Here is a 19,067-nt window from a genome sequence, read left to right as displayed (position 1 = left end):
GGGGCGACGGCAGGGGGCCGGCGAGTGGACGGTGGCGCTCGCCGCCCCCGGAGTGCCGAGCGGCTCTGATCGGCGGGGAGGCGGCCGGCCCGAGGCGCACGGAGCGAAGGCGGGAGGGTCGCGGCCTCCCTGTCCTGTCCCACGTCTGCCCTGCACGGAGGGCTGACAGTCGTTCACTTCGCCGCGATTCTCCCCGCTCGTATGCTGGTCGCGCAGTCGAAACCCGTCCGCGCGCCGGGCCGTGAGCCGGTGTGCGCTTCCGCGTGAGAGAGGTCGCCCGTTGGGGAACAGCCTGGGCAGCAGCCGCAGTCCGCAGCAGATCCCGGTCGTCGTACTCGCCGGTTTCCTGGGCTCCGGGAAGACCACGCTCCTCAACCATCTGCTGCACCGCAGCGGGGGCAGCCGCATCGGGGCGATCGTCAACGACTTCGGGGCCATCGAGATCGACGCGATGGCCGTGGCCGGCGCTCTCGGCGACTCGACCGTCTCACTCGGCAACGGCTGCCTGTGCTGTGCCGTCGACGCGAGCGAACTGGACGCCTACCTGGACCGGCTCGCCGCCCCCGCCGCCGGCATCGACGTCATCGTCATCGAGGCGAGCGGGCTGGCCGAGCCGCAGGAACTGGTGCGGATGGTGCTCGCCAGCGAGCATCCCGGCATCGTCTACGGCGGTCTCGTCGAAGTCGTCGACGCCGCCGAGTTCGACGGCACGCGCGCGAAGCACCCCGAGATCGACCGGCACCTCGCCCTCGCCGACCTGGTCGTCGTCAACAAGCTCGACCGCGCGGACGACGCCGACCGGGTCCTGGGGCTCGTCCGCTCACTCACCGACCGCGCCGCCGTCGTCCCCGCCACGTACGGCCGCATCGACCCCGAGTTCCTCTTCGACTGCAGGCCGGGCGAGGAGCGCATCGGACAGCTGTCCTTCGACGACCTGCATGACCGCGGCGCCCACGACCACACGGAGCACCTGCACGCCGGCTACGAAAGCGTGTCCTTCACCTCCGACGTGCCGATGGAGCCCCGGCGGCTCATGCGGTTCCTGGACAGCCGGCCCGAGGGGCTGTACCGGATCAAGGGGTACGTCGACTTCGGGCCGTACGACCCGAACGGCCGGTACGCCGTGCACGCCGTCGGCCGGTTCCTCCGTTTCTACCCCGAGTCCTGGACGTCCGCCGACGCCCGCCGCACCCAGCTCGTGCTGATCGGCTCCGGCATCGACGCCGACGCCCTCGGCCAGGAACTGAAGGCGTGCGGGAACGACGCCCCGCACGCCGACGAGCACGGCATGTGGGGCGTCCTGCGCTACGTACAGGGACCGCGGGAAACGGACCCCGGGAAGGCGGCCGACCCGGACGGGGCGGATCTCGAGGATCCGCCCGCCTGGATCACCGGCCAGGACACCGCCTAGAACACCGGCCCCGCGACCACCGCCACCGTCTTGGGCAGCGAGGTGCCCGAGCCGTCCCGGCGCGGGTCCGGCTCCGGCAGCTCCGCCGGGGTGCCGTTCTTCTGCGCCGCGCGCGCGGGAGCGGGGCCCGCCCAGGCCAGCGCCAGGCAGTCCTCGCCCTTCAGGAACCGCTGGCAGCGCACCCCGCCGGTGGCCCGGCCCTTGCGCGGGTACTGGTCGAACGGCGTCAGCTTGGCCGTCGTCTGCACGGAGTCGTCCAGTGTGCCGCGCGAGCCCGCCACCGTGAACACCACCGCGTCGGCGGCCGGGTCGACCGCCGTGAAGGAGATGACCTTCGCGCCCTCGGTGAGCTTGATGCCCGCCATACCGCCCGCCGGGCGGCCCTGCGGGCGGACGATCGAGGCCTGGAAACGCAGCAGCTGCGCGTCGTCCGCGATGAACACCAGGTCCTCCTCGCCGGTACGCAGCTCCACCGCGCCGACGATCCGGTCGCCCTCCCTGAGTGTGATGACCTCCAACTCGCCCTTGTTGGACGGATAGTCGGGCACCACACGCTTGACGACACCCTGCTCCGTGCCGAGCGCCAGGCCCGGGGACGACTCGTCTAGCGTGGTCAGGCAGACCACGGTCTCGTCGTCCTCCAGGGAGACGAACTCCGCCAGCGGCGCCCCTCCCGAGAGGTTCGGCGTGGCCGCCGACTCGGGCAGCTGCGGCAGGTCGACCACGTTGATCCGCAGCAGGCGGCCCGCCGAGGTCACCGCGCCGATCTCGCCGCGCGCGGTCGCCGGGACCGCCGAGACGATCACGTCGTGCTTGACGCGCTTCGCGCCGGCCGCCTCCGGGAACGGCTCGTCGGTCGCCGTACGGGCCAGCAGGCCCGTCGAGGACAGCAGCACCCGGCACGGGTCGTCGGCCACCTGCAGCGGCACGGCGGCCACCGGGGCGCCCGCGGACTCCAGCAGGACCGTACGCCGGTCGGTGCCGAACTTCTTGGCCACCGCGGCCAGTTCGGCCGAGACCAGCTTGCGCAGCTCCGCGTCCGAGTCCAGGATCCGGGTCAGCTCCTCGATCTCCGCGGTGAGCTTGTCCTTCTCCGCCTCCAGCTCGATGCGGTCGTACTTGGTGAGCCGGCGCAGCGGCGTGTCGAGGATGTACTGCGTCTGCACCTCGCTCAGCGAGAAGCGCTCCATCAGGCGCTCCTTGGCCTGCGCGGAGTTCTCGCTGGACCGGATCAGCCGGATGACCTCGTCGATGTCGACCAGCGCGGTCAGCAGACCCTCGACCAGGTGCAGCCGGTCCCGCTTCTTGCCGCGGCGGAACTCGCTGCGGCGCCGGACCACGTCGAAGCGGTGGTCGAGGTAGACCTCCAGCAGCTCCTTCAGGCCCAGGGTGAGCGGCTGGCCGTCGACCAGGGCCACGTTGTTGATGCCGAAGGACTCCTCCATCGGCGTCAGCTTGTACAGCTGCTCCAGAACCGCCTCGGGCACGAAGCCGTTCTTGATCTCGATGACCAGGCGCAGACCGTGCTCGCGGTCGGTGAGGTCCTTGACGTCGGCGATGCCCTGGATCTTCTTCGCGTTGACCAGGTCCTTGATCTTCGCGATGACCTTCTCGGGGCCGACCGTGAACGGCAGCTCGGTGACCACCAGGCCCTTGCGGCGGGCGGTCACGGTCTCCACCGACACCGTCGCGCGCATCTTGAAGGTGCCGCGGCCGGTCGCGTACGCGTCCCGGATGCCGTCCAGGCCGACGATCCGGCCGCCGGTGGGCAGGTCCGGGCCCGGGACGTGCTTCATCAGCGCGTCCAGGTCGGCGTTCGGGTACTTGATCAGGTGCCGGGCGGCGGCGATGACCTCGCGCAGGTTGTGCGGGGCCATGTTCGTCGCCATGCCGACCGCGATGCCCGAGGAGCCGTTGACCAGCAGGTTGGGGAAGGCGGCCGGCAGCGCGACCGGCTCCCGCTCCTGGCCGTCGTAGTTGGGCGTGAAGTCGACCGTGTCCTCGTCGATCGACTCGGTCATCAGGCTCGTCGCCTCGGCCATCCGGCACTCGGTGTACCGCATGGCGGCCGGCGGGTCGTCGTTGCCCAGCGAGCCGAAGTTGCCGTGGCCGTCGACCAGCGGCACGCGCATGGAGAAGGGCTGCGCCATGCGCACCAGGGCGTCGTAGATCGACGCGTCGCCGTGCGGGTGCAGCTTGCCCATGACCTCGCCGACGACGCGCGCGCACTTCACATAGCCGCGCTCGGGGCGCAGGCCCATCTCGTTCATCTGGTAGACGATCCGGCGGTGCACCGGTTTGAGGCCGTCACGGGCGTCCGGCAGGGCACGCGAGTAGATGACCGAGTACGCGTACTCGAGGTAGGAGCCACGCATCTCGTCCACGACGTCGATGTCGAGGATCCTCTCCTCGAACGAGTCGTCGGGCGGCGGGGTCTTCGTGCTGCGGCGGGCCATCGCTGCCGGCTCCTTGCTGAAGCGATTGACGGATCTGACGCGGACCATTGTGGACCGCGGCACTGACAGCCCGGGCCACGACCCGGTCTCCGCCGGCCCGGCCGGTGCCGGAGAGGTGTCCGCCCGGTGCCGGAGAGCCGCCCCACGGCACGCCTGACGCAGGCTACGCGATCCGCTCTGGGCGTACGTCCCGCGGGAACTTCACCGAGGCCCCGCACGCTTTGCATACAGTGGCAGGAACGGCAGGAAAACCGCGGTTTCGACGACCGCCTCCGCTCGCGAAGGGACGTACATGCCCATGGGTCACACGACCACAGCCGAGGCAGGCTCCGGGGGCCTGACAGCGACCGAGCACCGCCTGGCCAACGGTCTGCGCGTGGTGCTCTCCGAGGACCACCTGACCCCGGTGGCGGCGGTCTGCCTCTGGTACGACGTCGGTTCCCGCCACGAAGTCAAGGGCCGTACCGGCCTGGCTCACCTTTTCGAGCACCTGATGTTCCAGGGGTCGGCGCAGGTCAGGGGAAACGGCCACTTCGAGCTGGTGCAGGGCGCCGGTGGCTCGCTCAACGGCACCACCAGCTTCGAGCGGACCAACTACTTCGAGACCATGCCCGCCCACCAGCTGGAGCTCGCCCTCTGGCTGGAGGCCGACCGCATGGGCTCGCTGCTCACCGCCCTCGACGACGAGTCCATGGAGAACCAGCGGGACGTCGTCAAGAACGAACGCCGCCAGCGCTACGACAACGTGCCCTACGGCACCGCCTTCGAGAAGCTGACCGCCCTCTCGTACCCGGAGGGCCACCCCTACCATCACACGCCCATCGGCTCGATGGCGGACCTGGACGCGGCCACCCTGGAGGACGCGCGCCAGTTCTTCCGCACCTACTACGCGCCGAACAACGCGGTGCTCTCCGTGGTCGGCGACATCGACCCCGCGCAGACCCTCGCCTGGATCGAGAGGTACTTCGGGTCGATCCCGTCCCACGACGGCAAGCCCCAGCCCCGCGACGGCTCCCTGCCGGAGATCATCGGCGAGCAGCTGCGCGAGGTCGTCGTCGAGGAGGTCCCCGCACGCGCCCTGATGGCCGCCTACCGGCTGCCGCACGACGGCACGCGCGAGGCGGACGCGGCCGACCTCGCCCTGACCGTCCTCGGCGGCGGCGAGTCCTCCCGCCTGTACAACCGGCTGGTGCGCCGCGACCGTACGGCCGTCGCGGCCGGTTTCGGTCTGCTGCGCCTGGCCGGCGCGCCCTCGATGGGCTGGCTGGACGTGAAGACCTCCGGTGACGTCGAGGTGCCGGTCATCGAGGCCGCCATCGACGAGGAGCTGGCCCGGTTCGCCGCGGAGGGCCCTACGCCGGAGGAGATGGAGCGCGCCCAGGCCCAGTTGGAGCGCGAGTGGCTGGACCGGCTCGGCACGGTCGCCGGCCGCGCCGACGAATTGTGCCGCTACGCCGTCCTGTTCGGCGACCCGCAGCTCGCCCTCACCGCCGTCCAGCGCGTCCTGGAGGTGACCCCCGAGGAGGTGCAGGAGGTCGCCAAGGCCCGCCTGCGCCCCGACAACCGCGCTGTCCTCGTCTACGAGCCGAAGTCCCCGGAGGCCGTCGAGGACGCCGAGATCCCGGAGGATCCGGAGCAGGAAGCGACCGTAGAGGCCGGTAACGAGAACGAGGAGACGGCCAAGTGACCGAGCTCGCCGCAATGGACTTCCACCCCCAGCCGCAGCCGGGCGAGGCCAGGCCGTGGGCGTTCCCGGCCCCTGAGCGCGGCACGCTCGACAACGGCCTGACGGTGCTGCGCTGCCACCGCCCCGGCCAGCAGGTCGTCGCCGTCGAGGTGCTGCTGGACGCGCCCCTGGACGCCGAGCCGGCCGGCCGGGACGGCGTCGCCACGATCATGGCGCGCGCCTTCTCCGAGGGCACGGACAAGCACTCCGCCGAGGAGTTCGCCGCCGAGCTGGAGCGCGCGGGGGCCACGCTGGACGCGCACGCCGACCACCCCGGTGTGCGCCTGAGCCTCGAGGTGCCCGCCTCCCGCCTGCCCAAGGGCCTCGGCCTGCTCGCCGACGCCCTGCGCGCGCCGGCCTTCGCCGAGAGCGAGATCGAGCGACTGGTCCGCAACCGCCTGGACGAGATCCCGCACGAGCTGGCCAGCCCCGCCCGCCGGGCGGCCAAGGAACTCTCCAAGGAGCTGTTCCCGGCGACCTCCCGTATGTCCCGCCCGCGCCAGGGCACCGAGGAGACCGTCGAGAAGATCGACGCGGGGGCCGTACGCGCCTTCTACGACCGGTACGTGCGCCCGGCCACGGCCACCGCGGTCGTGGTCGGCGACCTCACCGGGGTCGACCTGGACGCGCTGCTCGGCGACACCCTGGGCGCGTGGAACGGCACCCCGGGCGAGCCCCGGCCCGTGCCGCCGGTGACCGCCGACGACACCGGGCGCGTGGTCATCGTGGACCGGCCCGGCGCCGTCCAGACGCAGCTGCTCATCGGCCGGGTCGGCCCGGACCGGCACGACCGCGTGTGGCCCGCCCAGGTGCTCGGCACCTATTGCCTCGGCGGCACCCTCACCTCCCGCCTGGACCGCGTCCTGCGCGAGGAGAAGGGCTACACCTACGGCGTGCGCGCCTTCGGGCAGGTCCTGAGGTCCGCCCCGGACGGCACCGGCGCCTCGATGCTCGCCATCAGCGGCTCCGTGGACACCCCCAACACCGGCCCGGCGCTGGGCGACCTGTGGAAGGTGCTGCGCACCCTCGCGGCCGAGGGCCTGACCGACGCCGAGCGGGACGTCGCCGTGCAGAACCTGGTCGGGGTGGCGCCGCTGAAGTACGAGACGGCGGCGGCCGTCGCGAGCACCCTTGCCGACCAGGTGGAGCAGCATCTGCCCGACGACTTCCAGGCGACGCTGTACCAGCAGCTGGCCGCGACGGGCACGGTGGAGGCCACCGCGGCCGCCGTCAACGCCTTCCCGGTGGACCGGCTGGTGACCGTCCTCGTCGGTGACGCGGCCCAGATCAAGGCGTCGGTCGAGGCGCTGGGCATCGGCGAAGTCACCGTCGTCGCCGCGGAGTAGCGGCACGCGCGCGTGGGGCCCTGACGACCTATGGGTCGTCAGGGCCCTCTGCTGTTCCACTCGCTCCCACAGATGCCCGATTTGGGGCGGAGGTTGCCTGTCTGCCCTGTGGGATGCGCTACAAAATCCCGGATTCGTTTGAGGATTGAAGGCAGGCTTTCGTAGCGTCATCCGGGCTGTTCGTCAGGCAGTGCGCCGCACCCGCGGCACCGGACAGTCATCGCCGAGTCCCCGTACGGCGCGAGCCAGGGGAGCCGGGGACCCATCGTCCCTGGGGTGAATCGGGCGCCCGCGCGAGCGCGAGGGGGCCCGTAGGAGACCTTCCTGCTCCGAACCCGTCAGCTAACCCGGTAGGCGAGAGGGAAGGAAAGGACCAGCCACTTCATGGCGTTCATGTGCGCCACCGGGAAGCACCGCAAGCCCGGCCGGGTCAAGCGGACCACCGCTCAGGCGGCCGGTATCGCGGCCCTCACCACCACCGGTGTCATCGGCACCCTCGCCGCCTCTCCGGCGCTCGCCGCCGAGAACCCCGCGGAGCAGACCGGTCTCACGCCCGTCCTCACCGTGAGCGACGACGTGGCCGAGCAGATCGACGCGCAGGCCGCCGCCCAGAAGCAGGCCGCCCAGCAGAAGGCGGCCGAGGAGGCCGCGGCCAAGGCGGCCGCGGAGAAGGTCAAGCAGGAGCGTGAGGCCCAGGCCCGCGCAGCCCGCGAGGCCGAACGCAAGCGCCTGAACGCCTTCGTCGGCCCGATCGCGCACTCCTTCGTCTCCACCGCCTACCGGGCCAGCAGCTCCCTGTGGTCCTCCGGGTCGCACACCGGCATCGACTTCCACGCGGCCAGCGGCACGTCCGTCCACGCGGTCGGCTCCGGCACCGTGGTCTCCACCGGCTGGGGCGGCGCGTACGGCAACCAGATCGTGATCCGGATGGCCGACGGCATGTACACCCAGTACGGCCACCTGTCGTCCATCGGTGTCACCGTGGGCCAGAAGGTCACCCCGGGCCAGCAGATCGGCCTGTCCGGCGCCACCGGCAACGTCACCGGCCCGCACCTCCACTTCGAGGCCCGTACGACTCCCGACTACGGCTCCGACATCGATCCCGTCGCCTACCTCCGCGAGCACGGCGTGAACGTCTGACGCCCCCGCGCACGGCATGCGAAGCCCCGGCTCACCGAGCCGGGGCTTTCGCCGTTTTTCGCAGTGTCCGCCGGATCCGCTGTCCAAAAAATATCCATGGATTCCGGCCCGCCGTCGGAAATTCCCGCTCATTGCAATAGAGTCACGGAACACACGTCCATCGTCGACGTTTCACGGGGATTAAGGCGGAGGTCGGTCATGCGTATTCCGGCGCACTCGGTGTGCACGGCCATCCGGGACGACATCGTCGCGGGTGTCTACGGGCGCGGCAGCCGCCTCACCGAGGAAGTCCTGGCCCGCCGCTACGGCGTCTCGCGCGTCCCCGTCCGCGAGGCCCTGCGCACCCTGGAGGCGGAGGGCTTCGTGGTGACCCGCCGGCACGCGGGCGCGTGCGTGGCCGAGCCCACCGAGCAGGAGGCCGCCGACCTGCTGGAGATGCGCATGCTCCTGGAACCGCTCGGGGCCGCGCGGGCCGCACAGCGGCGCACGGAGGCCCATCTCAAGGTGCTGCGGGGCCTGGTACGGCTGGGCCAGGAGCGGGCCAGGAGGGGTAACAGCGAGGATCTGCGCTCGCTCGGCGCCTGGTTCCACGAGACGCTCGCCCAGGCCTCCGGCAGCCCCTCGCTGACCTCGATGCTCACCCAGCTGCGCCACAAGATCGCCTGGATGTACGCGGTGGAGGCGCCACCGAGCCCGCTGGAGTCCTGGGTGGAGCACGGCGCGATCGTGGACGCGGTGGCGCGCGGCGACGGCGATCGCGCGCGGGCGGTCACGGCGCTGCACACCGAGCGCGCGGCGGCCGCGCACCGCCTTCGCTTTTCCGGTGCCGCGGAGCGTGTGAGGACTTCGCAACATGCCGTAAACATCTCGGGCCAGCGGCATTAACACGGGCGCCGTATACAAAGAAGGGTTATTCGGGGGCGGGGTATTTTCCGCTGCCTTCATTCTGCTGTGCCGTAATTCGTGAGTGCCGCCGCACGCGGACGCCGTAAATCAGCGGCGAATGGAAGCGGAGCGTGCGGCGCATATGCCGAAGCCGCGCCGCCCCGAAGGGCCGACGCGGCTTGGGCGTGAGCGCGCGAGGCGCTCAGACGGTCTCGGGCAGCTCTTCCAGGCCCTCGGCGACCAGCTTGGCCAGACGGTCCAGGGCGGCGTCCGCGCCCTCGGCGTCTGAGGCCAGGACGATCTCCTCGCCGCCCTGGGCGCCCAGGCCCAGGACGGCCAGCATGGAGGCCGCGTTGACGGGGTTGCCCCCGGCCTTGGCGATCGTCACCGGGACGCCTGCGGCCGTGGCGGCTCGGACGAAGATGGAGGCGGGACGGGCGTGGAGGCCCTCGGCCCAGCCGACGTTGACGCGGCGCTCAGCCATGTGTTGCTGCCCTTCAGTCTTCAGGGTTGTCTAGACCAGTTTCCCATATCGCGAAGCGTGCCCGGAGCGGACCTTCGTCCCCTCCGGTGTGCCGCCGGACCGCGGCCTCGGTCCGGCGTCCGTCCTCCACAGACTGCCTCGCGCCGTTGTCGTACGCGAGCCGTACTCTGGGGCCCATGCAGACCTCGGCGGACCGGCAGGACCGGCACCAGTACCCCGCCCACTGGGAGGCTGACGTGGTGCTGCGCGACGGCGGTACCGCGCGCATACGGCCCATCACCGTTGATGACGCCGGCCGCTTGGTCAGCTTCTACGAGCAGGTCTCGGACGAGTCGAAGTACTACCGCTTCTTCGCGCCGTACCCCCGGCTGTCCGCCAAGGACGTCCACCGCTTCACGCACCACGACTTCGTGGACCGGGTGGGACTCGCGGCCACCATCGGCGGCGAGTTCATCGCCACCGTACGCTATGACCGTATCGGCGCCGACGGGATGCCCGCCTCCGCGCCGGCCGACGAGGCCGAGGTCGCCTTCCTCGTGCAGGACGCCCACCAGGGCCGCGGAGTCGCCTCCGCCCTGCTGGAGCACATCGCGGCCGTCGCCCGCGAGCGGGGCATCCGCCGCTTCGCCGCCGAGGTGCTGCCCGCCAACAACAAGATGATCAAGGTGTTCACGGACGCGGGCTACACCCAGAAGCGCAGCTTCGAGGACGGTGTCGTACGCCTGGAGTTCGACCTCGAACCCACCGACCGCTCCCTCGCCGTGCAACGCGCGCGGGAGCAGCGCGCCGAGGCCCGCTCGGTACGACGGCTCCTCGTGCCCGGCTCCGTGGCGGTCGTCGGCGTCGGCCGCACCCCCGGAGGGGTGGGCCGCAGCATCCTCGGCAACATCCGGGACGCCGGCTACGCCGGCAGTCTGCACGCCGTGAACAGGGTCTTCCCCGAGGACCTCAAGGAGGTCGACGGGGTGCCGGCGTACCGCTCGGTGCGGGACATCCAGGGACCTGTGGACCTCGCCGTCGTCGCCGTACCCGCCGAGCACGTGCCCGCGGTGGTCGCCGAGTGCGGCGAGCACGGAGTCCAGGGGCTCGTCGTGCTCTCCGCCGGATACGCCGAGAGCGGCGCCGAGGGGCGCGAACGGCAGCGGGCCCTCGTCCGGCACGCGCGCGCGTACGGCATGCGGATCGTCGGTCCGAACGCCTTCGGGATCATCAACACCGCCCCGGACGTCCGACTGAACGCGTCCCTCGCCCCGGAGATGCCCCGCCCCGGCCGCATAGGGCTGTTCGCCCAGTCCGGCGCCATCGGCATCGCCCTGCTGTCCCGGCTGCACCGGCGCGGGGGAGGGGTCACCGGCGTCACAGGCGTGTCCACCTTCGTCTCCGCCGGCAACCGCGCCGACGTCTCCGGCAACGACGTCCTCCAGTACTGGTACGACGACCCCGAGACCGACGTCGTCCTCATGTACCTGGAGTCCATCGGCAATCCCCGCAAGTTCACCCGGCTCGCCCGGCGGACGGCGGCGGCCAAGCCGCTGGTCGTGGTGCAGGGGACGGGGGCCGCACCGCAGGGCCACGCGGTGCGCGCCACACGGCTGCCGCACGCGACCGTCTCCGCGCTGCTCCGGCAGGCCGGGGTGATCCGGGTCGACACGATCACCGAACTGGTCGACGCGGGCCTGCTGCTCGCCCGGCAGCCGCTGCCCGCCGGGCCGCGCGTGGCGATCCTCGGCAACTCCGAGTCCCTGGGCGTGCTGACGTACGACCGCTGCCTCGCCGAGGGGCTGCGGCCGTCGCGCCCGCTGGACCTGACGACCGGGGCGACGGCGGAGGACTTCCACCGGGCGTTGGCGCGGGCGCTGGCCGACGACACGTGCGACTCCGTCGTGGTCACCGCCATCCCTGCCATCGGTGAGGGTTCGCCCGGGGATGCGCAGCTGGCACAGGCGTTGCGGTCGGCCGCGGCCGCGGTGCCGGGCAAGCCGGTGCTGGTGGTGCATGTGGAACTCGGAGGGCTTGCGGAGGCGTTGTCGGCTGCGGCCAGCACCGCACCGCAGGCCGCCGGCAAGGCACCCGGCGCTGCGGACGGTGCCCACCCGTCCGGCCCCGCGGAGCGACTGCCCACCGCGGAAGCCGGCCTGAAGGACCCTCCCCCCGAAGGCACCCGGCTGATCCCCGCCTACCCCGCTGCCGAACGCGCCGTCCGTGCCCTGGCCGAAGCCGTCAGGTACGGGCAGTGGCGGCGGGAGGCCACGGACCCGGGGAAGGTGCCGGAGTACGACGACATCGACGAGAAGGGCGCAGCCCGGCTGATCGGCGAGCTGCTCGCGCGCGGGGAGGGACTCACGATCCCCGCCGCGGAGACCTGCGAGCTGCTCGTGAAGTACGGCGTCCACGTCCGCCGGGCGTTCCCCGCGCCCACCCCGGACGCCGCCGCCGAGGCCGCCCGCGCCCTCGGATATCCGGTGGCCCTCAAGGCGACCGCCCCGCACCTCAGGCACCGGGCCGACCTGGGCGGCGTACGGCTGGACCTCGCCGACGAGGACCAACTGCGCCGGGCCTACGCCGAGTTGACCGAACTGTTCGGGAAGCCGGAGGAGCTGCGGCCGGTGGTGCAGGGCATGGCACCGCGTGGGGTCGACACGGTCGTCCGCGCGGTGATCGACCCGGCGGCCGGTGCCGTGCTGTCCTTCGGGCTCGCCGGGGCCGCCTCGCAACTGCTCGGGGACATGGCGCACCGGCTGGTCCCGGTCACCGACCGGGAGGCGACCTCGCTGGTGCGGTCGATCCGCACGGCACCGCTGCTGTTCGGCTGGCGCGGCTCCACGCCCGTCGACACCCCCGCGCTGGAGGAACTGCTGCTGCGCGTCTCCCGGCTCGTGGACGATCACCCCGAGGTGGTCGCCGTCACCCTGGAGCCGGTCGTCGTCGCCCCGCACGGCGTGAGCGTCCTCGGCGCCACCGTACGCCTCGCGCCGCCGCCCGCACGCGACGACCTCGGCCCGCGCACGCTGCCGGCCTACTGAGCGGGGGAGGGGGCCGCATGGAGATCGCCGGATGCGAGCTGCCCGAGGGCGGCTGGTGGGACTGGGGGTCATCGCCCGGGACGCGGGGCAGCTGCGCCTGGCAGCCGGGTACGACCTCACCTGCCACCACGGTCTGGAGCTGGTCTTCGACGAAGCCGTCTTCGTCTCCTGCCCGCCGAGCTTCCAGGACCCGGTCTTCCGCCTGCCCCCGGCCCGGGAGACGGCACGCCTCGTGCGGGCGCCGGGTGAGGAAGCACCCCTCGTCGTCGCGTTCGAAGCGGACGCCGGCGGCCGTGATCCCGTCTCCGGTCTGATCGCCGCCGAGCGGCTGGACATCCGCCCGGGTCTCGTACGGAGGCACCGTGCGCGGACGCAGGCCGCCCCGGGTCACCGCGACTGGCCCGGACCGCCCTTGCCCACGGATTAGGATGGACGCCATGGCCAAGACCAGTACGACGACCCAGGGGCTGCGCGCGGCGATCGAGCGCAGCGGCTACTACCCGGCCCTCGTGGCCGAGGCGGTGGAGGCCGCTGTGGGCGGCGAGCCCATCCGGTCGTACCTGGTCCACCAGGAGACCACGTTCGACCAGAACGAGGTGCGCCGGCACGTCACCGTCCTGGTCCTCACCGGCAACCGCTTCATCGTGAGCCACACCGACGAGCAGGCCGCCGACAGCACCTCGCCGACGCCGTACGCCACGACGTCCACGGAGTCCGTGAAGCTCGGCCGGATCTCCTCGGTCGTGGTCAGCCGTGTGGTCGCGAACCCGGAGCAGTACGCGCCGGGCACGCTGCCCCGCGAGGTCGTGCTGACCATCGGCTGGGGCGCGGTCAGCCGCATCGACCTGGAGCCCGCCGCCTGTGGCGACCCCAACTGTGACGCGGACCACGGCTACACGGGCAGCTCCACGGCGGACGACCTGAGCCTGCGCGTCAGCGAGGCCGGGGACGGCCCGGAGACGGTGCGCCAGGCGCTCGCCTTCGCGCAGGCCGTTTCGGAGGCGACCGCGGACACCACGCGCTGATGTCCCAGCTCTCCGCCTGGGACCACCCGGAACCGCTCGCCCTGGACACCGCGCCGCTGCCCGAGTACGGCACCGGCTCCCTCGCCGACCTGCTGCCCACCCTGGCCGCCGGGATGGGCGTCCCGGGCCTGACCGCCACGATCGAGGAACTCTCCGCGGCCGACCGGGTCTGTGTCTTCCTGGTCGACGGGCTCGGCTGGGAGCAGCTGCGGGCGCACCCCGACGAGGCGCCGTTCCTGGCCTCGCTGCTCGGCAGCTCCCGTGGCGGCACCGGGCGCCCGCTCACCGCCGGCTACCCCGCGACCACCGCGACCTCCCTGGCCTCCGTCGGCACCGGTTTGCCGCCGGGTGCCCACGGCCTGCCCGGGTACGCCGTCCGTAATCCGGCCACCGGCGAGCTGATGAACCAGCTCCGCTGGCAGCCGTGGACCGCACCGCGCCCCTGGCAGCCGTATCCCACCGTCTTCCAGCTGGCCCACGAGGCCGGGGTGCATGCCGCCCAGGTGTCCTCGCCCGCCTTCGCGCAGACCCCGCTCACCAAGGTCGCGCTCAGCGGTGGCACCTTCCACGGCCGGCTGACCGGCGAGGAGCGCATGGACCTCGCGGCCGAGCAACTGGCCGCCGGGGACCGCTCGCTGGTGTACACGTACTACGCCGAACTGGACGGCGCCGGGCACCGCTACGGCGTCGCCTCAGACACCTGGCGCGGCCAGCTCATGTACGTCGACCGGCTCGCCCAGCGCCTCGCCGAGCAACTGCCGCCGCGCAGCGCGCTCTACGTCACCGCCGACCACGGCATGGTCGACATCCCGTTCGACGAGGAGCACCGCATCGACTTCGACGCGGACTGGGAGCTGCGCGCCGGCGTCGCCCTGCTGGGAGGCGAGGGGCGGGCACGGCACGTGTACGCGGTGCCGGGCGCCGAGAACGACGTACTGACCGTCTGGCGCGAGGTGCTCGGCGAGCAGTTCTGGGTGGCGTCGCGGGACGAGGCGATCGCGGCGGGCTGGTTCGGTCCGCGCATCGAGGAGCGGGTGTACGCGCGGCTCGGGGATGTGGTCGCGGCCGCGCACGACGACGTCCTGATCACCGCCTCCGAGCGGGAGCCCAAGGAGTCGGCGCTGGTCGGCAACCACGGTTCGATGACCCCCGCCGAGCAGCTGGTCCCGCTGCTCGAAGTACGCTCCTGACCCTCCTCCCGCGCGACGACTCGCCGGACGACTCACCGAAAGGTGCTCAACTCCTCATGCCCGAGCTGGTGTTCTTCTCCGGAACGATGGACTGCGGGAAGTCGACGCTGGCTCTGCAGATCGAGCACAACCGGTCCGCCCGGGGCCTCGTCGGAATGATCTTCACCCGGGACGACCGGGCGGGTGAGGGCAAGCTGTCCTCACGGCTGGGCCTCGTCACCGACGCGGTGGAGGTCGAGGACGGCCAGGACCTCTACGCCTACATCGTCGAGCACCTCTCCCAGGGTGGCCGCGCGGACTATGTGATCGCCGACGAGGCGCAGTTCCTCGCGCCCGGGCAGATCGACCAGCTCGCGCGCGTCGTGGACGACCTCGGGCTCGACGTGTACGCCTTCGGGATCACCACCGACTTCCGCTCCAAGCTCTTCCCCGGCTCGCAGCGGCTGGTGGAGCTGGCCGACCGCATCGAGGTGCTCCAGGTGGAGGCGCTGTGCTGGTGCGGCGCCCGCGCCACGCACAACGCCCGCACGATAGGCGGCGAGATGGTGGTCGAGGGCGCCCAGGTGGTCGTCGGCGACGTCAACCAGTCACCGGGCGAGGTCGGCTACGAGGTGCTGTGCCGCCGTCACCACCGGCGCCGGATGACCGCCGCGTCGGCCCGCGCCGCGGCCCTGTCACCGGACGTCCTGCCCGTGCCACCCGCCTGAGAACCCTCCCGGGCTCAGCGCCGTCCTGGCTCACCGGGAGGCACCGGGTGCTCAGCGCGGGTCCTGGATCACCGAGAACTCGGCTCCCTCCGGGTCCGCCGCCGTCGCCACCCGACCGTGCGGGCTGTCGTGGGCCGGCCTGAGCACGCGGCCGCCGAGGCCCACGACCCGCCGCAGCGCCGCGTCGGCGTCGGCGACCTCGAAGTACGTCTGCCAGTACGGCCCGCGGTCCCGGGGCAACGCGTGGCCCACGCCGTGCAGCCCCGCCACCGGGCGGCCGCCGAGGTGCAGCGTCACGTAGTCGAGGTCGGCGGACACCGCCGGCTCCTCCTCGTAACCGAACACGCTCGCGTAGAACTTGGCGATGATCTCGGTCTCGAAGGTGAGCAGCTCGCTCCAGGCGGGAGTGCCGGGCACACCGGTGATCGCCGTGCCGAGATGCAAGGTGCCCTGCCACATCCCGAACACCGCCCCGGACGGGTCGGAGGCGATGGCGATCCGCCCGGCCTCCGCGGCGTCGAGCGGGCCGACCGCCACCGTGCCGCCGCACAGCCGTACCGTGTCGGCCGTCTGGTCAACGTCGTCCGAGGCGAGGTACGGCGTCCAGGCGATCGGAAGCCGGCGGTCCGGCGGCAGCTGGCCCATCCCAGCCACCTCCCGTCCGTCGAGCAGGGCCCGCACATAGGGGCCGAGCTGCTGCGGGCCCGGCCGGAACTCCCAGCCGAACAGCTCACCGTAGAACTCCTCGGTGGCGGCCAGGTCGTGCACCATCAGGCTCACCCAGCAGGGCTCGCCGGGCGCGTGCCGCGCGTGCGGACCGGCCGACTCCCGTGCCTCGGTCATCGATCACTCTCTCCTCGGCCCCTCGCGGGGGCCGTGTCGCTTCCGCTACCCGGAAGGGTGTCCACGCCGACCGCGTGTACGCCCGTGCCGGTGCCCGCATCCTCCGCGTGCCGCCCTGCCGCGCCGCGGCCCGGCGGTGCCTCGGGGAGGATGCCTGAAATGCCGTCGTTCGCCGTCTCCGACGATGGCCGACGGGCGTCCGTCAGCTGTACAGCACGTGCTCGATCGCATACGCCTCGTGATCGAGCCTGTCCGGCCGAGCAGAGTAGTCGGACCTGGACGCCGCGGCCACCCCTGGCGTATGGATGGACGCCATGACAGTCATCATCACCGCAACCGAACTGGCCCACGAGCTGACCGGCGTGAACCCGCCCGTACTGCTGGACGTCCGCTGGCAGCTGAGCGTGGCTAAGGCGGCGGGCGCGCCGGCCTTCGACGGACGGGCCGAGTACGCGAACGGGCACATCCCCGGCGCGGTCTTCGTCGACCTGGACCGGGAACTGGCCGCCACGCCGGGGGCGACCGGCCGCCATCCGCTGCCGGACCTCGCGGAGTTCGGCGCCGTGATGCGCCGCGCGGGCGTGTCGGCGGGCCGGCCGGTCGTCGTGTACGACGGCGGGCAGGGCTGGGCGGCCGCGCGCGCGTGGTGGCTGCTGCGCTGGACGGGTCACCCGGACGTGCGGGTGCTCGACGGCGGGTTGCCGTCCTGGGAGGGCGAGCTGTCCACGCAGCCGTCCGACCAGGCCGAGGGCGACTTCGTACCGGCGCCGGCCGCCGCGGGGCTGCTGGACGCGGACGGGGCCGCGGCACTGGCCCGCACGGGTGTGCTGCTGGACGCCCGAGCGGGTGAGCGGTATCGCGGTGAGGTGGAGCCGATCGACCGGGTCGGCGGGCACATCCCGGGCGCGGTGTCGGCGCCGACGACGGAGAACGTGGGTCCCGACGGCCGCTTCCTGCCCCCCGTGGAACTCAAGGACCGTTTCAAGGCCCTGGGCGTCTCCGAGGACACGGAGGTCGGCGTGTACTGCGGTTCGGGTGTCTCCGGCGCCCACGAGGTGCTCGCGCTGGCCGTGGCGGGCATTCCGGCGGCCCTGTACGTCGGTTCCTGGTCCGAGTGGTCCGCGGACCCGTCCCGCCCGGTGGCGGTGGGCGCGGACCCGCAGTAGGGGCGGCAGGACGGAGGAGGGGGCGCGCGCCCCCTCCTCCTGCCGGTTCCGCGCCGGTTACTCCTGCTTCTTGCGCCGGGTGCCGAACACGATCTCGTCCCAGCTCGGCACGGCGGCACGGCGGCCGGGGCGGACGCCGTCGGCCTCGGCCTGGCGGTCGGTGGCGCCGATGAGCCGGTCGCGATGGCTGCCGACCGAGCGGGGCATGAGGACGTCCGCGTAGGCCGACCCGGCTGAGGCGGCGGACGCCGGGGGCTCCTCCTCGGCAGGCTCCTCGGCGGGTTCCTCCGAGGTCTCCGGCGGGCGTTCCGGGACCACCAGGTCGCCCCGGAAACTCGGCACGGCCTCCAGCAGGCTGGTCAGCGAGTCGCGTTCGCCCGTGCCCTCCTCGGAGGTTTCGGACGGCGGCGCGGTCAGGCTGGGCCGCTCCCGGTCGCCCCGGTCGAGGGCGCGGTCCAGCGAGCGCTCGCGTGGCAGCCGGGCGATGCGCGGGACGAACGGGAAGCTCGGCTCGGGTACGGCGAGGTCGTCGGACTCGCCGATCAGTGAGCGCGCCTCCTCGTCGACGGCCTGCACGAGCCGCCGGGGCGGGTCGTACGTCCAGCTCGCCGAGTGCGGTTCGCCCGCGACCCGGTAGACGAGGAGTACCTCCCAGGTGCCGTCGTCGCGGCGCCAGGAGTCCCAGTGCACGGTGTCCTTCTCGGCGCCGCGCAGCAGCAGCCGCTCCTGGACGGCCTCGCCGAGCAGCGGGCCGGAGTTCTCGCCGGGACGGCGGACCGGGGTCTTGCGGGCACGTTCGGCCATGAAGGCGCGTTCGGCCAGCACGGGACCCTCGAAGCGCCGCACCCGGTCGACGGTGATGCCCGCGAGCTGCGCGACCTCCTCCGCCGTGGCCCCGGCGCGTATACGCGCCTGGATGTCACGGGGCCGGAGATGGCTCTCGACCTCGATCTCGATCTGGCCGAGACGGGGCCGGTCGCCGCGCACGGCGGCACGCAGCCGTTCGTCGATCGGAAGCGTGTACTCCGTAGAGTCGGCAGCCTTCAGCACCAGTCGTGTGCCGTCATTCGAGACGGCCACGACACGCAGTTCGGGCATGGGGACCTCCCGGGTGGTGCCTGCCGACGTCACGTGCGTCGCTGCTTCCGCTAGTCGAGTGTGGCCTGCCCGGGTGCAGCCTGCCACAACCTTGCCGAGTTGCCCGGCGTGTCGGGCGCGGGCCCTGGACCGCCGTTATGCCACGGTTACCTGTTCGCAACGCTGAGTGACGAAATCCGTCACCCTGTGCAACTAGCCCCCTCCCGGCGGTCCTGTAAGGCCACGGGCACCCTGGTGGGAGACCGGACCCAGGGCTCGCAACAGTACTCCATTCGGGCCACGTGCGTGGATTGGCGCGCCGCCCAACTTCTGACAAGGGGTGCGACTTGGCCGTCCGCAACCGGTTTTATGGATCATGAACGTGGCGGACTTCACGCAACCCCCGGAAACGGAACTAATGGTTTCGCCTGTACGTCCCTTTCTTGTGCGGTCGATCGATCAATGTCCTCAAGTAGGCCGCCAAGCAGGGGAAAGGGAGGCGAGTCCGGGCGGGTGGGGCACTCGATGCCGGTCGGAAGGGATCGTCCTGAACGTCCCCCAGCGCGGTGAAGGGCCGGAGACGCCCGG

General features: G+C 72.3%; 15 protein-coding genes and 1 riboswitch. Of the genes, 11 read left to right on the top strand and 4 right to left on the bottom strand.

All coding sequences use genetic code 11. The features are described 5' to 3' along the window. Positions 1-280: 280 nt before the first annotated feature. Positions 281-1,411, top strand: coding sequence for a GTP-binding protein (locus tag ABZ079_RS10195; RefSeq protein ID WP_356938955.1), 1,131 nt, complete (start codon positions 281-283; stop codon positions 1,409-1,411). Here ABZ079_RS10195 and ABZ079_RS10190 read toward each other — a convergent pair. Continuing rightward, entirely contained in the window at positions 1,408-3,867 is a 2,460-nt protein-coding gene (locus ABZ079_RS10190) for a DNA topoisomerase IV subunit A (RefSeq protein ID WP_356938954.1), read from the bottom strand. The two genes, ABZ079_RS10195 and ABZ079_RS10190, sit on opposite strands and share 4 nt — an antisense overlap. A gap of 292 nt (positions 3,868-4,159) precedes the next feature. On the opposite strand from ABZ079_RS10190, the gene ABZ079_RS10185 reads away from it, so the two are divergent. The 4 genes from ABZ079_RS10185 to ABZ079_RS10170 all read left to right on the top strand — a co-directional run bounded on the left by ABZ079_RS10185 (position 4,160) and on the right by ABZ079_RS10170 (position 8,964). After that, positions 4,160-5,554: a pitrilysin family protein gene (locus tag ABZ079_RS10185; protein WP_356938953.1), complete on the top strand. Its 1,395-nt coding sequence runs from the start codon at positions 4,160-4,162 to the stop codon at positions 5,552-5,554. Further along, positions 5,551-6,939, top strand: coding sequence for a pitrilysin family protein (locus tag ABZ079_RS10180; RefSeq protein ID WP_356938952.1), 1,389 nt, complete (start codon positions 5,551-5,553; stop codon positions 6,937-6,939). The genes ABZ079_RS10185 and ABZ079_RS10180 overlap by 4 nt, the downstream gene beginning before the upstream one ends. Positions 6,940-7,150: 211 nt before the next feature. Then, positions 7,151-7,311, top strand: a riboswitch (cyclic di-AMP (ydaO/yuaA leader). Between the two features lie 12 nt (positions 7,312-7,323). Continuing rightward, positions 7,324-8,079, top strand: a complete 756-nt coding sequence (locus tag ABZ079_RS10175; RefSeq protein WP_356938951.1) for a M23 family metallopeptidase — start codon at positions 7,324-7,326, stop codon at positions 8,077-8,079. Between the two features lie 198 nt (positions 8,080-8,277). Beyond that, a complete protein-coding gene (locus ABZ079_RS10170; RefSeq protein WP_356938950.1) occupies positions 8,278-8,964 on the top strand; it encodes a GntR family transcriptional regulator in 687 nt (228 codons plus the stop codon). Positions 8,965-9,166: 202 nt separating this feature from the next. Here ABZ079_RS10170 and ABZ079_RS10165 read toward each other — a convergent pair whose 3' ends face one another. Next, the gene (locus ABZ079_RS10165; RefSeq protein ID WP_030563197.1) at positions 9,167-9,448 is read right to left on the bottom strand and encodes an HPr family phosphocarrier protein; all 282 of its coding nucleotides are present in this window, start codon (positions 9,446-9,448) and stop codon (positions 9,167-9,169) included. Between the two features lie 176 nt (positions 9,449-9,624). On the opposite strand from ABZ079_RS10165, the gene ABZ079_RS10160 reads away from it, so the two are divergent. From ABZ079_RS10160 to ABZ079_RS10140, 5 genes are read left to right on the top strand one after another with little or no spacing between them, the layout of a single operon-like run. Next, the gene (locus ABZ079_RS10160) at positions 9,625-12,471 is read left to right on the top strand and encodes a GNAT family N-acetyltransferase (RefSeq protein WP_356938949.1); all 2,847 of its coding nucleotides are present in this window, start codon (positions 9,625-9,627) and stop codon (positions 12,469-12,471) included. A 31-nt stretch (positions 12,472-12,502) separates the two neighbouring features. After that, positions 12,503-12,898: a hypothetical protein gene (locus tag ABZ079_RS10155; RefSeq protein ID WP_356938948.1), complete on the top strand. Its 396-nt coding sequence runs from the start codon at positions 12,503-12,505 to the stop codon at positions 12,896-12,898. Position 12,899: 1 nt separating this feature from the next. Further along, entirely contained in the window at positions 12,900-13,496 is a 597-nt protein-coding gene (locus tag ABZ079_RS10150) for a DUF5998 family protein (protein WP_356938947.1), read from the top strand. Continuing rightward, complete coding sequence (locus ABZ079_RS10145) at positions 13,496-14,686, top strand: nucleotide pyrophosphatase/phosphodiesterase family protein (RefSeq protein WP_356938946.1); 1,191 nt, start codon at positions 13,496-13,498, stop codon at positions 14,684-14,686. Before ABZ079_RS10150 ends, ABZ079_RS10145 begins: the two co-directional genes overlap by 1 nt. 56 nt (positions 14,687-14,742) lie before the next feature. Continuing rightward, on the top strand, positions 14,743-15,393 hold the full coding sequence (locus ABZ079_RS10140) for a thymidine kinase (RefSeq protein ID WP_356938945.1): 651 nt from the start codon (positions 14,743-14,745) through the stop codon (positions 15,391-15,393). A 51-nt stretch (positions 15,394-15,444) separates the two neighbouring features. Here the strand turns inward: ABZ079_RS10140 and ABZ079_RS10135 are convergent, their stop codons facing one another. Then, a complete protein-coding gene (locus ABZ079_RS10135; RefSeq protein WP_356938944.1) occupies positions 15,445-16,236 on the bottom strand; it encodes a VOC family protein in 792 nt (263 codons plus the stop codon). A gap of 314 nt (positions 16,237-16,550) precedes the next feature. Between ABZ079_RS10135 and ABZ079_RS10130 the strand changes: the two genes are divergently transcribed. Next, positions 16,551-17,402, top strand: coding sequence for a sulfurtransferase (locus ABZ079_RS10130; RefSeq protein ID WP_356938943.1), 852 nt, complete (start codon positions 16,551-16,553; stop codon positions 17,400-17,402). A 57-nt stretch (positions 17,403-17,459) separates the two neighbouring features. On the opposite strand, the gene sepH is transcribed toward ABZ079_RS10130, so the two are convergent. Further along, complete coding sequence (gene sepH, locus ABZ079_RS10125) at positions 17,460-18,500, bottom strand: septation protein SepH (RefSeq protein WP_356938942.1); 1,041 nt, start codon at positions 18,498-18,500, stop codon at positions 17,460-17,462. Positions 18,501-19,067 lie beyond the last annotated feature (567 nt).

This window comes from Streptomyces sp. NPDC006314 (assembly GCF_040613075.1).
GTDB lineage: Bacteria > Actinomycetota > Actinomycetes > Streptomycetales > Streptomycetaceae > Streptomyces.
Note: the sequence above shows the minus strand (reverse complement) of the source record. Positions and strands in the feature narration are given on the sequence as shown.

What these genes read in the sequence shown, in the direction of transcription:
- ABZ079_RS10185 (WP_356938953.1), top strand. Translation starts at nt 4,160, where the DNA reads ATGCCCATGGGTCACACGACCACAGCCGAGGCAGGCTCCGGGGGCCTG.
- ABZ079_RS10155 (WP_356938948.1), top strand. Translation starts at nt 12,503, where the DNA reads ATGCGAGCTGCCCGAGGGCGGCTGGTGGGACTGGGGGTCATCGCCCGG.
- ABZ079_RS10150 (WP_356938947.1), top strand. Translation starts at nt 12,900, where the DNA reads ATGGACGCCATGGCCAAGACCAGTACGACGACCCAGGGGCTGCGCGCG.
- ABZ079_RS10160 (WP_356938949.1), top strand. Translation starts at nt 9,625, where the DNA reads ATGCAGACCTCGGCGGACCGGCAGGACCGGCACCAGTACCCCGCCCAC.
- ABZ079_RS10145 (WP_356938946.1), top strand. Translation starts at nt 13,496, where the DNA reads ATGTCCCAGCTCTCCGCCTGGGACCACCCGGAACCGCTCGCCCTGGAC.
- ABZ079_RS10130 (WP_356938943.1), top strand. Translation starts at nt 16,551, where the DNA reads ATGACAGTCATCATCACCGCAACCGAACTGGCCCACGAGCTGACCGGC.
- ABZ079_RS10135 (WP_356938944.1), bottom strand. Translation starts at nt 16,236, where the DNA reads ATGACCGAGGCACGGGAGTCGGCCGGTCCGCACGCGCGGCACGCGCCC.
- sepH (WP_356938942.1), bottom strand. Translation starts at nt 18,500, where the DNA reads ATGCCCGAACTGCGTGTCGTGGCCGTCTCGAATGACGGCACACGACTG.
- ABZ079_RS10165 (WP_030563197.1), bottom strand. Translation starts at nt 9,448, where the DNA reads ATGGCTGAGCGCCGCGTCAACGTCGGCTGGGCCGAGGGCCTCCACGCC.
- ABZ079_RS10170 (WP_356938950.1), top strand. Translation starts at nt 8,278, where the DNA reads ATGCGTATTCCGGCGCACTCGGTGTGCACGGCCATCCGGGACGACATC.
- ABZ079_RS10140 (WP_356938945.1), top strand. Translation starts at nt 14,743, where the DNA reads ATGCCCGAGCTGGTGTTCTTCTCCGGAACGATGGACTGCGGGAAGTCG.
- ABZ079_RS10175 (WP_356938951.1), top strand. Translation starts at nt 7,324, where the DNA reads ATGGCGTTCATGTGCGCCACCGGGAAGCACCGCAAGCCCGGCCGGGTC.
- ABZ079_RS10190 (WP_356938954.1), bottom strand. Translation starts at nt 3,867, where the DNA reads ATGGCCCGCCGCAGCACGAAGACCCCGCCGCCCGACGACTCGTTCGAG.